The organism is Runella salmonicolor (genome assembly GCF_024158025.1).
Classification (GTDB): Bacteria; Bacteroidota; Bacteroidia; order Cytophagales; family Spirosomataceae; genus Runella; species Runella salmonicolor.
The window spans coordinates 48,162-63,522 of record NZ_JAMZEL010000016.1; the positions used below are offsets into that span (position 1 = coordinate 48,162).

The window sequence follows — 15,361 nt, forward strand, 5'->3', positions numbered from 1 at the left end:
CTCTAATGAAATACACTATAAAGTTTTTTAGTCAACTGATACTGAGCGGAACATTGGTTTTGTGCGGGGTGAGCTGCTCCGATTTTTTGGAAGAGCCCGATCGTTCAAATTTTACAATGGAAAACTATTTCACCAAGCCCGAACACGCCGAAAGTGTGGTGAACTCCATTTACGAAAACCTTCGGAACGTGTTGGGAGGTGGATTTGGCGGTGCGCCATGGATGATGCTTGAATTTGCTACTGGCTTGGCCAACACCGAGTTGGGGCAGGCCCAAAACAGCATTTTTGTGCGGAATCTGGTCAATAACTCAGACAATGGTTACGGTGCCACGTACTGGACTAGTCACTACCGGGGTATTGCCAATGCCAACCTTGCGATTGCAAAAATACCGGGTATTTCGATGAACGAAGCCGCTAAAAAGCGCTATTTGGGAGAAGCACGATTCCTGCGGGCGTTGTATTACTATGATTTGGTGCGCATCTTCGGCAACATTTCGCTCATTACAGAGCCAGTTGATTTGAAATCGCCCGATTTATACCCTACGCAGGTATCGCCAGAAGAGGTATATAAGGTAATCGTAGCCGATTTGATTGAAGCGGAAGCTTCCGGCTTGCCGTACACCGATGCCACTGGGCGTGTGTCTTTAGGGGCGGTTAAGTCGCTGCTGTCGAGCGTATACCTTACCATGGCGGGCTTCCCCTTGCAAAAAGGCGCTGAATACTACAAAAAAGCGGCTGATAAGGCCAAGGAGGTAGTCGATTCTGGCAAATTTAGCTTGTTCCCTTCGTATGATGATTTGCGTAATCCTGCTAAAAAGAACATCGGCGAAAACATTTTCATGGCGCAATATGTCGCTTTCGTATTGCCTTCCAATTGGCAAACATCCATTATTCCGTACAATCAAGGTATCTCGGCCTATACGGATGAGACTGGGGCTATTTTTGCCAATAAAGAGTTCGTAGAATCGTACGAAAATGGAGACAAACGAGCGGCCGAAAAGCAATTTTATTACACTTCTTTCTCACTGCGGAGCGACCGTACCAAAACCCGTAATTTGGGAGGCTATTACCTGTACAAACACTTCGATACCGAAGCTCAACTCAGCACCACAAGCAGTGGCTTGAACTGGACCATGATGCGCTACGCGGAAGTTTTGCTGACCTATGCCGAAGCCGAAAACGAAGCAAATGGCCCCTCAGCGGCGGTGTATGAAGCTGTTAATGCCATTCGCCGACGCGCTCAACTACCCGATTTGGCTGGTTTGACCAAAGCACAACTCAGAGAGGCAATCTGGAAAGAGCGCTGGCACGAGCTGAGTTTTGAAAACAAAACTTGGTATGACATGACCCGCCTGCGCAAGGCGTTTAACGTAACGACTAAGAAGTTTGAGGATTTTGTCGGTCATAAGTTTTCGTACGGCCCTGTGCTCAAAGAAAGAGAATTGCTCTTCCCGATCCCCACCGCCGAAATTCGCAACAACAATAAGTTGAAGCAGAATACTGGTTATTGATAAATGTTTTGTAGATAGAAGTGATTTCTTACCGTAGGCACCTTTTTTTCGGTGCTTACGGTATAAATTTTAGAAATATGACTTTTTAAGTATTAGCGATTTTGCATAACAACAAATAGCTTTTAGGTTAAAAAGTATAGAATTGTTTAACACCCGCTTAATGACACACTGCATGATAAAGCGTACGATAAGTCGCCTGGTTGCTAACCATTGGTTTTCGGGCTTGTTCCTGATGTTGGGCATCGCTGCCGTTTCTGCCTTTGATTCTCCCCAAAAAACAGCTCCGCCAAAAAAGAAACCGCTTGTCGTTTTTGTAGCTGGCGACCATGAGTACAGCGGCGAACAAACCCTCCCGCTCATTGCGGCTGAATTAGAAAAAAACTACGGCGTACGTACCCAAGTACTGAAGTCATTTCCTAACCAAAACGCCGAAAAAAATATCCCTGGGTTAGAAGCACTCCGTGACGCAGATTTGGCAGTGTTTTTCTTGCGCTGGCGTCAATTGCCGCCTGACCAGCTCCAATACCTTGACGAATACCTTAATTCTGGCAAGCCAGTGATGGGTTTTAGAACGTCTACGCACGCATTTAATTTTCCGAAAGGACACGCTTCCGAAGCTTGGAATGCGTTCGGAGAAAGGGCTTTTGGTTCTCCTCCAGGCTGGGGCAAAGCAGGCCACACCCACTACGGACACAAAAGTACTACCGACGTAACGGTGATTGTTGAAGCGGCCAAGCACCCGATTCTGACGGGCGTACCTTCTGCTTTTCACGCGGCTTCGTGGTTGTACCGCGTTCGCCCCGATTATCCGCCGCAAGATGCAACCCCGCTGCTGATGGGAAAATCAGTAAATCCTGACAAAGCCGCCATTGATAATCCAGTAGCTTGGACGTGGAAAAATAAAGCCAACGCCAAAGTATTTTTTACGACGCTGGGACACCCCGAAGATTTTCAACAAGAAGGTGTTCAGCGGCTCACTATCAACGCAATACATTGGTTGTTGGGCAAGCCCGTTCCTAAAAAATGGAAAGGTAAAATTGAAATAAATGTGCCTTACCGAGGTATTGTAAACTAGTAGAGCAGTACTGAATACATCATTATTAATTACGATTTATAAAATTAAAATAACTAAACCCAATGAGAATACGAATCAAGGGATTGCTCATCGCCATTGGATTGATGTTGATTGTTTTCAGCTCTTTCCAATTCAATCAATCCAATACCCTGACAGTTGGAAATGGGGCCCATATTTCATTGATTGGCAATAATTTGGGGTCACGAATGATGAATTACGGTCACTTCGAAACCGAAATGCACGTTCGCTATCCCGAAAGTTCGCTCTTTATCCGCAACATGTGCGATGGCGGTGATACCCCTGGGTTTCGCCCGCACGCCAGCCGAAATTCGCCTTGGGCGTTTCCCGGGGCTGAAAAATTTCAGACCGAATACGCCAACTACTCAAACAGCGAGGGCCATTTTGACACCCCCGACCAGTGGCTAACTCGCCTTAAAACGGACATTATTGTGGCTTTTTTTGGGTTTAATGAATCCTATCAGGGAAAAGCAGGCTTGGCCAACTACAAAGCAGAACTTGATGCGTTTATCAAACATACTTTGAGCCAAAAATATAATGGAACAACGCCGCCGCAATTGGCGCTCGTGTCACCCATTGCGTTTGAAGATTTATCGGCTATGTACGACTTGCCCAATGGCAAAAAGGAGAATGAAAACTTGCTCTTGTACACCAAAGCCATGCAGGAAGTAGCCGACCAAAACAACGTACTTTTTGTGGATGTTTTTACACCTTCGCAAAAATGGTACAATGAGAGCAAAGAGCCGTTGACCATCGATGGATTGCAACTCAACGAAGCGGGTTATAAAAAACTGAGCATTTTATTGACGGACCAACTGTTTGGAAAAACCGCCGCTAAAGCCGAAGCCAACCGCAAATTGGTGCACGATGCCGTTATGGAGAAAAACTGGATGTGGCACAACGACTATAAAATTCCGAATGGGGTACACGTGTACGGGCGTCGTTACAATCCTTTTGGCCCCGACAACTATCCCGCTGAGATTAAGAAAATTCGGGAAATGACCGATATTCGTGACAAAGCCATTTGGTTGGCCGCTTCTAAAGGCGAAAAAACAGACCTTGCCGCCGCCGACAAAAACACCACACCGCTGCCTCCCGTTAAAACCAACTTCAATCCCGAGAAAAACGGTAGTCTTACCTACCTCTACGGACAAGATGCGCTCAACAAGCTGAAAGTGCCAGCGGGCTATAAAATTGAGCTTTTTGCTTCAGAAGCTGAGTTTAATGACTTAGCCAATCCCGTACAAATGTCTTTTGATAACAAAGGACGTTTATGGGTGGCAACCATGCCAAGCTACCCCCACTATAAGCCGGGAGATGCTAAACCCAATGATAAAATCTTGATTTTGGAAGACACCAATGGTGACGGTAAAGCCGATAAACAGACAGTGTTTGTCGATGGCTTGCACCTGCCGCTTGGCTTTGAAATTGCCAAAGAAGGGGTGTACGTTTCTCAAGGAACCAACTTAAAATTGTTTACCGATACCAACGGAGATGACAAGGCCGATAAAGTAGAAATTCTTCTGAGCGGTTTTGACGACCATGATACCCACCACAACAGCAGCGCATTTTGCGCCGATCCTTCAGGAGCTATTTATACGGGAGAAGGGGTGTTTTTACACACCAATGTAGAAACACCTTACGGCCCCGTTCGGGCTACCAACGGTGGGTTTTACCGCTATGCTCCGCAATTGCATAAATTAGAGCGTACCGCCCAATTGGCCATCCCTAACCCTTGGGGGATTGCTTTTGATGATTGGGGGCAGCCGTTTTTTGCTGAAACTTCCAGCCCTGACGTTCGTTGGATGTTGCCGGGCTCGGTGTTGCCGCGCTACGGACAGGCTACGCACAAGTCATTCCAATTGATTGAAAAAGACCACATGGTGCGTCCTACGTCTGGATTGGAATTTTTGTGGAGCCGCCATTTTCCCGATGAAGTACAGGGAGATATGCTTATCAACAACACCATCGGATTTTTGGGGACAAAACAACACCAAATTTGGGACGATGGTACGGGCTACAAGACCAAACACCGTCAGGATTTGATTGTGAGTGAAGATCGTAATTTCCGCCCCGTTGACATGGAAATTGCACCTGATGGCTCGCTGTATGTTATTGACTGGCATAATATCCTTATCGGACACATGCAGCACAACGCCCGTGATCCACTGCGCGACCACGTCCACGGAAGAGTATACCGGATTACGTACCCTTCCCGTCCGCTGCTTACTCCCGCCAAAATAGACGGTGCGAGTGTTGATGTACTTTTGGACAATCTCAAATTGCCCGAATACCGTACCCGCTATCGTACCCGTCGTGAATTGAGAGGTAGAGATGCTGCCGAAGTATTGCCAAAAATAACGAAATGGGCCGCAAGTTTGAACAAAGCAGATGCGCGTTACGAACATCATTTGCTGGAAGCATTGTGGGTAAGCTGGGGATTGGATAAAGTAGACCAAAAACTGCTGCGTCAATTGCTCAAAGCCAAAGATTACCGCGTTAGAGCGGCGGCGGTTCAGGTGGTGCGTTACACTGGGCACCAAGTAGCCGACCAAGCAGCGTTGTTGATGCAGGCGGTCAAAGATGAAAACCCCCGCGTGCGACTGGTGGCGATTGTGGCGGCCTCTTGGATTGATAAAGAAAAGGGCTTGGCTGTTTTGGCCGAAGCCAAAAAGAAACCGCTTGACGAGTGGATGATTCATGCCCACGAAACAGCAGTAGCACACTTAAATGGAGAAAATGTGGCTAAGAAAAAAGAAGCTGAAGTGGTTTCGGCATTGAAAGGGGCTGAATTGGAAGCTTTCAAATTGGGGAAAACCATTTATAGCAAAGAAGGCTACTGTATTACTTGTCACCAAGCAGATGGAAAGGGGCTATCGGCCTCTGGTTTCCCGCCACTTGCGGGCAAATGGGTGCAGGGAAATGAGGAGCGTTTAATCAAAATAGTTTTGAAAGGATTGCTCGGCCCGATTGAAGTAAGCGGTAAACAATACCCTGGGCAAGTACCGATGACGCCTTTTGGCGGTTTGTTAAACGATAAAGAGGTGGCTGCTGTATTGACTTACGTTCGTAACTCGTTTGGCAATAAAGCCTCCGCGATTTCGCCCGAAAAAGTCAAAGCAGTACGCGCTGCTACGGCAGGTCAAAGCGACATCTATAATTCTTCAAAACTGTTGAAAGAACATCCGTTGGAGTAATCATCAATGAAAAACTCTAGGGCAGGCGCTTGCGTCTGCCCTTTTTTTTGTCTGTCCTTTCTAGCGTCTGTCTCTTTTTGAATAACCGCAAAACCGCAGAACTGAAAAATAAAAAATGTAAAACCGAATCGGTAGGGGCGGACCGTTTGCGTCTGCCTTTTTTTGCCCTTTTTTGTGTTTGTCTTTCTATTAAAACCCCACCCCCTTCAAAAACACCGCCATCTTATCCATCAGTTCTTTGGTTCCATACGCCGGACCTGAATGCCCTGCGTTGGGGATAAACTCTATCTGAACGGGTAGGTTTTTGCTTTTGTAGGCACTCATCAACTCGATGGATTGGTTGATGGGCACCTGATTGTCTTGCTCGCCGTGCACAATAAAAAGGGGAGGGGCACTTGCACTGACCTGATAAACTGGACTGGCAGCTTTGGCCAATTCAGGCACTTGCTCCACGGGTTTGCCCAACAAAATGGCCAGCGCGGGCAAGCGTACATTCAGCCCGTGCGGTGTTGATTGGCTCAGGATGGTCAAAAAATTGGTAGGGCCGAAGAAATCAATGCAGGCCTGCACGGAAGAGGAGGTTGTGAGATAGTTACCCAGCGTCCCTTCAAGGGTGGGATTGTTGTTGGTGGTGGCGACCAATGCCGCCAAATGCCCGCCAGAAGAGGCACCCCAAATAATGATTTTGTCTGATTTATAGCCGTATTGGGTGGCATTGGCCCGCAAAAAACGAATGGCCGCTTTGATGTCGTGAACGGGCGCCGGAAAGGCTTTTTCGGTGCTAGCCCGAAAATCAACGCTTGCTAGCGCGTAGCCGTGCGTCAACATCCCCAGGGGTGGATTTTCTTTACTCCCCGAGTGCCACGCCCCCCCGTGAATCCACACAATGAGATAGGGCTCACTTTGCGTTTTGAGTTTGTAAATATCCAACGTCAATTTTTTGTCGTCGGCCTCGGCGTAGGTGATATTTTTGACAATCACGGTGTCTTTTTGGGCCATAATGAGACTTGATGGCAGGAAAATCAGTAAAAAAAATAGTTTTGGGACAGTGTTCATGGGGAATTATCGAAGAGATTGCCGAAATAGAGAATCGGTGTATGCTAAAGCGATTATGTGCTCTTTTTTTACTTCTCGGAAACCCTTTGGAATGAAAGAAAGCGCGGCGTTTTTATAATCATCCCAAAAATTATTGAAAAAAAAATAAAACCCACTAAGTGTTTTTTGGGGTGCAGAACGTCTATCTTAAAACAGAGGTTAAATTATACGTTTCCAAGAAAAAACTTATCTTTATATAGAAAATGAGACCGTTCAGGCAGAATATGCAAGAGGAGGAAGATAAGGCACAACCGCTTTTCAGGAGGAGCGATTCGGGACAATCGTCGGCTAAACAGGCCGTGCTTGACCCTGAGTTGATGATTCGAAAGGCTTTTGAGGCCAATGCTGACGCGGGCATTGCGCTGCTGTTTCAGTATTATTATCCTTTGCTTTGCAGCCACGCCGTGCGTTATGTATCCTCCAAAGCCATTGCCGAAGATATCGTTTCGGATATTTTTTACGAGTTTCATTCCGAACACCTGTACAGAACCGTGACCACTTCCTATCGGGCGTTTTTGTTTACCTCAGTGCGCCACCGAGCCTTTGATTATGTACGCAGCGAAATGCGCCGCACTACCTCATTAGACAGTGCCAACCACTACCTGAGCCCTTCGGCGTCGGAGCCGGATTCCATCATTCAGTACGAAGAGTTGTATCACGACCTAGAAAATGCCATCAGTAATATGCCGCTCAAACGTCGGCAGATCTATGTCATGCATCGTTTTGAAGGAAAGAAATATCAGGAAATTGCCACTGAGTTAAACCTTTCGCTTCGTACCATCGAAGCGCATTTATACCAGGCCATTCGTCAGATTCGAACCTCATTGAAAGATAAATGGCTGATGCTCATGCTCCTTGCAGGCAATGATTGGTTTTGAATTTAATTACTATCCACACCACTACCTATTTTGGGCGCTAAAAACGTCCTGCTCTTAAATTGTTTCAATATGAAAACGCAAGTGACCAAAGAAACGCTGTACAATTATTTCTCCGGAAGGGCAACTGTTTTTCAGAAGCAGATGATCGAGAATTGGGCACAGGACGCGCAAAACCGCGAGCTGTTTTACGGTTATTTGGCCATGTGGGAACGCGAACACCCACAATACGTGGCTGACCCGCAGGCCGCTTTGGAACGGCATCGGGCACGCATGGCGCAGCAAAACGAGAACGAAGTGGAAACCGAAGAGTTTGTGGCGGAGCGGCGTATTTCATCCCGTTTAATGATGGCAGCTTCGATTACTTTTCTGGTGCTGTTGGGCGGTTGGGTATTTAGAGAAAATCTTTTGTACAAAACCCATACCACCGCCTACGGCCAAACCCGCACGCTGAAGTTGGAAGACGGCAGCCAAGTGGTGCTCAATGCCAACTCGTCGCTCAAAGTGCCGCGTTTTGGATTCGGGCACCAGACGCGAGAAGTGTATCTGACGGGTGAGGCCAATTTTTCTGTTACGCATATGGCTAACCATCAGAGTTTTGTGGTAAAGACCGGGCGGGCGTTTGATGTGGTGGTGCTGGGAACGGAATTTGTGGTCAATACCCGTCCTGCTGCTACCAAAGTGGTGCTCAACAAAGGCAAAGTGCAACTGCGCTTTCAGGAAGGAAACGCCCAAAAACAACTCACCATGAAACCCGGCGACTTGGTCACGATGGATGCTGGTGGAAAGGCCAGTCTCCGCCAAATTGCCAAGCCCCAAAACTATGCAGCCTGGCAGGACCACCGATTCGTATTTGAAGAAACCACGCTCAAAGAAGTAGCCCAGCTCTTTGAAGATAATTTTGGGATACCCGTTGAAATCCCCGAAACGGAGTTAGCCCAATGGACGCTTTCTGGCTCTTTTACGGCCAATAATGCCGAAGAATTGCTGGAAACCCTCACCGAAGCCGCCAATCTGTCGTACCGAAAAGAAGAAAACAAGATCATCATTACCACCAATCCATAACATAAAAATTTCCTGCGAATGAAAAAAACAATACAATTCCTGTTGTTGGGGGTATTGCTGGGAGGAGTACAGCCAAGTTTTTCACAACTTTTGGCCAGTGCGCAAACCGCCCAAAGCAAAGACGCTCCTAATAAACCTTCCCAAAAGAAACTGAAAGAAGTTTTGCGCGAACTCAAAGAGCAGTATCAGGTCGATATATTGTTTTTTGACCGCAACGTGGAAGGATTGACGGTGATGAGCAACGTGGTCAAACCCAACGTGAAATTGGAGCAAAACCTCGACGCCGTGCTGAAGCCGCTGGGGTTGCGGTATAAAAAATCAAAGAACGGCGGCTACGTCATTAGTGACAAACGTGCCGAGAGGAGGTCGGACCAGAGTGAGGCGCGATTTCCCGAAACTGACCTTCCAACCGCCCCGAAAGCCGTAGGAGGCACCGCCGAAAATGCCCTGAAAACGCCTTTTTCTGCCGTACCAGAAGCGGCCAAAATGGTTGATAAAATTGTGAAAGGAAAGGTGACCGATGCCGAAAAAGGAGAGGCCCTGCCCGGTGTCAATGTGATTATCAAAGGAACCCAGCGCGGTACGACGACCAATCCCGATGGAGAGTTTTCGGTGAGTGTGCCCGACGATGACGTGGTACTGGTCTTTAGTTTTGTGGGCTACGCTGCCCAGGAAATACTGGTAGGCAATCGTACACAAATACCTGTTTTACTGAAGATTGATGATAAATCGCTGGAGGAGGTGGTGGTAGTAGGGTATGGTACTCAAAAGAAAAAAGACCTCACTGGAGCGGTAACCAGTGTAAATATTGAAGATACCCGGCTTCAACCCAACACCAATGCCGCCCAAATTTTGAGAGGGACCACGGCGGGTGTTCAGGTGACAGACAATGGAAGACCCGGGCAGGCCGGCAGCATCCGAATCAGAGGTATCAATTCTATTTCGGCCAGCACGGCTCCCCTCATTGTATTGGATGGGATTATTTACGCGGGCGGCAGTTTGGCAGATATTAACCCCAATGATATTGAATCCATTGATATATTAAAAGATGCCAGTTCTACGGCTATTTATGGCTCATTGGCTACGAACGGGGTCATCGAAATTACGACCAAAAAGGGCAAATCCGGCAAACCTAAGTTTTCATTGAATTCCTACATGGGAGCGTCTGATTATGCCTATCTGCCCAATTATATGAACGCAGAGCAGTACTTGGCCGCCCGCAAAGACGCTGAACTTGCCGAAGGGGGCGCGGTGCCTTTCTCGGTCATCGAGTTGGCAAACATTGCCGCTGGCAAAACCATCAACCCTTTTGATGAGATCAAGCAGGCGGCACCGATGTTCAATTATGAATTAAGTGTTTCGGGAAAAACTGACAGAGTGAATTACTTTTTTTCGGGAGCTTATACGGGTTCAAAATCGCCAGTAAAGGGAGATAATTTTACACGTTTGTCAAGTAGGTTGAACTTAGGTGTACAGGCAACCGACTGGCTGAAAATTGGCATTAATTCGGGCTTTTCTTCCCGAGATAACTCAGGCGTAAGGGCTTCATTGTTAAACACTTCCTACCTAAGCCCCTACGCAAGTTTATTTTTAGAAGACGGCGTATCTCCTAACCCCCTTCCTCAAAATTGGGGTCTGGTGTCGAATCCTATTTTGGGTACGCTTTTGGATGACAGTAAAGCAGTGACAAACATCCTGTTTTCCAATGCCTACGCCGATGTAAATATTTGGAAAGGCTTATCTTACAAATTGAATGCAGGATATACCCGAACAGACTCAAAAAACTTTGGATACAGCCCCTCCTACGTACCTTTGAACAGACTTGGTTCGGGTTCAAAACGGGTGGGTGAAAGCCAAAATTTGACCTTGGAAAATATTGTCAAATACCAACAGAAAATAGCTGAAAATCATAAACTTGATTTGACCCTGTTGTACGGCGTTTATCAATTAACCAACCAATCGTCGTTTTTATCAAGTCGAAATATCTTTAATGATGCTTTGGGATACAATTCCTTAGAAATTGGGGAAGGATTCGTGATTGATGCAAGTGCTGCGCAAAACCGGCAAGTTTCAAGCATGGCAAGGCTGGGATACACCATTGCCAGCAACTATTTTTTCACTTTAAGTGTGCGTAGAGATGGGTATTCGGCCTTTGGTACCGGAAAAAAATACGGTGTTTTTCCGGCCGCCGCTTTCAGCTGGAACATAAGCGATGAACGTTTTTTTCAAAATATCAAACGAATAGATTTTCTTAAACTGCGGGCTTCGTGGGGAAGAAATGGAAACAGGGGCGTAAGTGAATATTCTTCATTGAGTCAGGTGGGGCAAAACAACTATGTATTTGGTGATGGTTCACCTACCTCAATCGGTTTGAGTACAACCACCCTTGCCAACCCCAACCTTGGATGGGAAACTACCGAAAGTTTCAACCTCGGCGCTGATGTGCAGGCTTTTTCAAAACGAATCACCGCTTCCGTCAATTTTTACTCCTCCAATACGTTTGACCTGCTGCTTAATCAAACCATTCCCAACACCAATGGCTTTGAAAATTTTTTAAGAAATATCGGCGAAACAAAAAACACCGGCTTTGAATTAGACCTAAAAACTGTCAATGTGCAGAACAATGATTTTACCTGGAATACCAATCTGGCGTTTTCATTGAACCGAAATAAGGTAGTAAAACTGACCGGCCGAGATATCAATAAAGATGGAGTGGAAGATGATGATATTGCGAGCGGTTGGTTCATCGGCTATCCTTTAGGCTCCAACTACGATTATGTTTTCGATGGTATCTTTCAGCAAAACGACGATCTGTCTTTAATTCCCGGAGCCAAAGTCGGTGATATTAAATTTAAAGACATCAGCGGACCCAACGGCCTACCCGATGGAAAGATCACGCCAGCCGACCGAATGGTGGTCAGTAATAATCAGGCAAAGTTTAACCTAGGTATCACCAATATATTCAACTACAAAAACTTTAGCCTTTCTACAGCACTTACGGTCAGAGAAGGAGGATACAGCTCCAATTCACTTATCAATCCGGGTTCTAACTTTTTTGATCAGGCCAATTTCCTGAATACGCCTTATTGGACTCCCGAAAACCCAATCAACACGCACGCAAGAATCAACTACCGCAACCCCCTCGGATATGGCTTCTATCAGGACCGCAGCTTTGTGAGATTGCAGGATGTGTCTCTTTCTTATACTGTCCCCGAAAAATGGCTGAAGCCAATCAAAATTTCGGGCTTGCAGGTATATGTGAGCGGCAAAAACCTGTATACGTGGACCAAATGGGACGGTTGGGACCCTGAATTTGGCGGCGGAGGCAGAGACCCCGGCAACAACGGGCCCTTGCTGAAAACCTTCGTAGGTGGTATTAATGTATCATTTTAGAACCTTAAAAAGATGAAAAATACAATTAACAACATAACGATTATTGTACTTTGCCTGCTTGCCACGACCTCCTGTAAAGACAGTTTTCTAAATGAGGTCCCTTTGGATAGGTTCAGCCCGGAAAACCTATTGACCAACGCCGCAGGGTTTGACGCCGCCGTGGTGGCACTTTACGAGGGAGCGCGACAGGAGCATATCATTGCTTCCACTAATTTTGAGTACATGACCGTGGGCACCGATCAAACCCAATGGGGCAGAAATGATTCCCGGGGAAATAAAGATTACAGCTTGTTAAATTCAAATTTGGATGCCACCATTGTGTATTGGGATTGGGCATACAAACAGATGATCGTGCGGGCTAACTTAATTCTTGAAAACATTGACAACCCTTCGCTGAACATTGCGGAGGACGTCAGAAAAAACATCAAAGGTCAGGCGTTGTTTTTCAGGGCATATACGTATAATTTTTTGGCAAACATTTACGGGGGCGTGCCAATCGTGAAAGAAAGAATCACCGAGCCGAAGTTTGATTTTGTGCGTAATTCAAGGGCAGAAGTACTGAGTTTTTCGGCGAGAGATCTGGAAGAAGCTACGGCACTTTTGCCATTGGAGGTAAAAGACGGCAGAATACCCCGCGCGGCGGCCTTTCATTTATTGAGTGAAGTGTATATTTCATTGGGAATGGAAACAAAAGATGCCACTCTGTATGATAAGTCTATCAGTGCCGCAAGTAAGGTCATTAACAAAGAAGCCGGCGATTACCAGATCATGACCGCTCGGTTTGGCCCGGCTGCGTCTAAGCCCGGTGATGTGTTCTCGGATATTTTTGCCGATGGACAAATCAATAAATCATCTGGCAACAAGGAAGTTATGTGGGCCTGGCAGTTTGAGTCCACCACCTTGGGGGGAAGTTATTCTGTAGCTGCCGCCAACAACAGCATTCGGTACTGGGCACCTGAATATGACCGACTTCAAACCCCCAATAAAATATTAAATATATCCCCTGACAGTTTGGGGAGAGGCATCGGGGTCAATTCACCAACCAACTACGCCAAATACGATGTGTGGGCGTTAGACCCCAAAGATATCCGAAATTCAAGGTTTAACATCAGACGTACCTTTTATTATAATAACCCAGCCGACAAAGAATATTTTGGCAGACCCATTTTAACCCGAAAAGTTAATGGCAATTTAATTATTCTAAAAAATGATGGAGCTCCCACCACCATTACTCTTGACACATTGAGGCAATATTACCCTTATTTCAGAAAAATTGAAGGGGCGCCCATAAACGGAAATACCCTTTCGGGCAATACCGCCAAAGATTTCAGCCGAATGAGAGTGGCCGAAACCTACCTGTTACGAGCCGAAGCTTACTTTAGAAAAGGAGATTTAGCCAATGCCGCCAAAGATATAAACGTGGTACGGGCCAGGGCCAAAGCTTCGTTGATAAGCAGCGCTGATGTGACGGAAGATTTTATTCTGGATGAACGTACACGAGAATTGATCGTGGAAGAACCGCGCTTGCGTACGCTCATTCGTATGGGAAGGTTGGTGGATAGGGTTAGAAAATACAACTCAGCACCTTCTGTGGCAAACGGGCCTTCTTCCGGCAAGACCATTCAGGATTTTAACCGATATTGGCCCATTCCCCAAAAAGTAATTGATGCCAATACGGGGGCAAAATTGGAGCAAAACCCAGGCTATTAATCAATAGTGTTGTAAAAACATTGGTTTCCCTGCGGCAAAAAAGAAAAAAGTGTGCCGTTCCGGAAATAGACAAACGTCCAATACCTCATGAATACAGACAATCGCCGGGAGTTTCTCAAAAAAACAACGTTATCTTTTCTTCCTTTTATGCTCCCTGCGGGTGCAGAAGGAGAAAGCGAAGGCGCACATCATTCATTCAAAAACCCGACTATTCTGCTGCGGTCGTCGTGGAATGACAACAATATTGGCGACATCGGCCACACGCCCGGTACGCTGCGACTTTTGGAACGCTACGTGCCTGAAGCCCAAATCATTCTGTGGCACGCCCAGCCGCGTCCCGTGACGGAGGCGCTGATTGCCAAAAACTTTCCCAAGGTGAAGATTATTCACGGGGCATTTTTCAATCAGGATGAGTCATTAACGGGAGAATTGAAAGCGGCGTTTGAACAGGCGAATCTGTACATCCATAATTCGGGAATGCCCATGAATTATGGCCTGTTCAATTACGAATGGGGCTCGACCCTATCCAACCTCGCTCCATTTTATTACTGTATCGAAAACAATATTCCGTTTGGGCTGTACGGACAGTCGTTTGATAAGTTTGCGCCGCCTTCGATGTCGCTTTACCGTGATGTGCTCAACCGGGCTGCTTTCATTTATTGTCGGGATGGCGATTCGGTCAAGTTCTTGAAAGACAATCAATTCAAAACGCCGATTCTCGAATTTGGTCCCGATGGCTGTTTTGGTATTGATGTTCGTGATGAAGAAAAAGGATTAGCGTATCTTAAACAGTCAGGACTGGAAGAGGGGAAATTTTTGGTGGTGGTCGTTCGGACCAACACCCCGCATTTGAATGCTTCCGGCAAGGGCGATTTGATGAACCCCGCCCCAAGCCCCGAACAGCAGCAACAGGACAGCCTGCGGCTCGGTAAAGTGAAAGACCTCATCACGCAGTGGGTACAGACCACCGGCCTCAAAGTGCTGATTGCGCCCGAGGCGCTCAAAGAAACAAAATACGCCAAAACCATGCTCTACGACCAACTGGATGCGAGCATCAAAGCCAAGGTCATTTGTCGTGAAACCTTTTGGAGCGCCGACGAAGCCATGTCGGTATATGCCCGGGCGCATTGTATGTTTGGAATGGAGCCGCACTCGCTGATCATGGGCTTGGCTTTGGGCATTCCCGTCGTTCACGCCCGTCCGTTGAAGCACGGCCGCAAAGGTTGGATGTTTCGGGACATCGGCGTGCCCGAGTGGCTGTTTGAAATTGACCAAGACCCATCGACGGCTATTACAGGGGCCGTTTTGACTATTCATCAAAACTACCCCGCAGCCAAAGCAAAAGCCAAAAAAGCCATGGATTTTGTGAAAAACCGACAAAAAGAAACCATGTCGGTGGTGAAAAAACTGGCATTAACCTAA

9 protein-coding genes are annotated in these 15,361 nt (G+C 46.7%); 8 read left to right on the forward strand and 1 reads right to left on the reverse strand.

Annotated elements, in window-relative coordinates; translation table 11 throughout:
- The first annotated feature begins 5 nt into the window (after window positions 1–5).
- From NCI00_RS25810 to NCI00_RS25820, 3 genes are all read left to right on the forward strand, one after another.
- Window positions 6–1,511: a RagB/SusD family nutrient uptake outer membrane protein gene (locus tag NCI00_RS25810; RefSeq protein WP_253532461.1), complete on the forward strand. Its 1,506-nt coding sequence runs from the start codon at window positions 6–8 to the stop codon at window positions 1,509–1,511.
- 232 nt (window positions 1,512–1,743) lie between these two features.
- Entirely contained in the window at window positions 1,744–2,586 is an 843-nt protein-coding gene (locus NCI00_RS25815) for a ThuA domain-containing protein (RefSeq protein WP_253532557.1), read from the forward strand.
- A 62-nt stretch (window positions 2,587–2,648) separates the two neighbouring features.
- Window positions 2,649–5,801, forward strand: coding sequence for a PVC-type heme-binding CxxCH protein (locus NCI00_RS25820; protein ID WP_253532463.1), 3,153 nt, complete (start codon window positions 2,649–2,651; stop codon window positions 5,799–5,801).
- A 189-nt stretch (window positions 5,802–5,990) separates the two neighbouring features.
- On the opposite strand, the gene NCI00_RS25825 is transcribed toward NCI00_RS25820, so the two are convergent.
- Window positions 5,991–6,857 (reverse strand): alpha/beta fold hydrolase, encoded by an 867-nt coding sequence (locus NCI00_RS25825; RefSeq protein WP_253532465.1) that lies wholly within the window; start codon window positions 6,855–6,857, stop codon window positions 5,991–5,993.
- Window positions 6,858–7,099: 242 nt separating this feature from the next.
- Between NCI00_RS25825 and NCI00_RS25830 the strand changes: the two genes are divergently transcribed.
- The 5 genes from NCI00_RS25830 (at window position 7,100) to NCI00_RS25850 (ending at window position 15,361) form a co-directional block, all read left to right on the forward strand.
- Entirely contained in the window at window positions 7,100–7,774 is a 675-nt protein-coding gene (locus NCI00_RS25830; protein ID WP_253532468.1) for an RNA polymerase sigma-70 factor, read from the forward strand.
- 69 nt (window positions 7,775–7,843) lie between these two features.
- A complete protein-coding gene (locus NCI00_RS25835; protein WP_253532470.1) occupies window positions 7,844–8,836 on the forward strand; it encodes a FecR family protein in 993 nt (330 codons plus the stop codon).
- 18 nt (window positions 8,837–8,854) lie between these two features.
- Window positions 8,855–12,229, forward strand: a complete 3,375-nt coding sequence (locus tag NCI00_RS25840; protein WP_253532472.1) for a SusC/RagA family TonB-linked outer membrane protein — start codon at window positions 8,855–8,857, stop codon at window positions 12,227–12,229.
- Between the two features lie 12 nt (window positions 12,230–12,241).
- A complete protein-coding gene (locus tag NCI00_RS25845; protein ID WP_253532475.1) occupies window positions 12,242–13,939 on the forward strand; it encodes a RagB/SusD family nutrient uptake outer membrane protein in 1,698 nt (565 codons plus the stop codon).
- Between the two features lie 87 nt (window positions 13,940–14,026).
- Complete coding sequence (locus NCI00_RS25850) at window positions 14,027–15,361, forward strand: polysaccharide pyruvyl transferase family protein (RefSeq protein WP_253532478.1); 1,335 nt, start codon at window positions 14,027–14,029, stop codon at window positions 15,359–15,361.

Bases quoted from the DNA above. Each gene is read 5' to 3' on its own strand.
- NCI00_RS25810 (WP_253532461.1), top strand. From the start codon at position 6: ATGAAATACACTATAAAGTTTTTTAGTCAACTGATACTGAGCGGAACA.
- NCI00_RS25815 (WP_253532557.1), top strand. From the start codon at position 1,744: ATGTTGGGCATCGCTGCCGTTTCTGCCTTTGATTCTCCCCAAAAAACA.
- NCI00_RS25820 (WP_253532463.1), top strand. From the start codon at position 2,649: ATGAGAATACGAATCAAGGGATTGCTCATCGCCATTGGATTGATGTTG.
- NCI00_RS25825 (WP_253532465.1), bottom strand. From the start codon at position 6,857: ATGAACACTGTCCCAAAACTATTTTTTTTACTGATTTTCCTGCCATCA.
- NCI00_RS25830 (WP_253532468.1), top strand. From the start codon at position 7,100: ATGAGACCGTTCAGGCAGAATATGCAAGAGGAGGAAGATAAGGCACAA.
- NCI00_RS25835 (WP_253532470.1), top strand. From the start codon at position 7,844: ATGAAAACGCAAGTGACCAAAGAAACGCTGTACAATTATTTCTCCGGA.
- NCI00_RS25840 (WP_253532472.1), top strand. From the start codon at position 8,855: ATGAAAAAAACAATACAATTCCTGTTGTTGGGGGTATTGCTGGGAGGA.
- NCI00_RS25845 (WP_253532475.1), top strand. From the start codon at position 12,242: ATGAAAAATACAATTAACAACATAACGATTATTGTACTTTGCCTGCTT.
- NCI00_RS25850 (WP_253532478.1), top strand. From the start codon at position 14,027: ATGAATACAGACAATCGCCGGGAGTTTCTCAAAAAAACAACGTTATCT.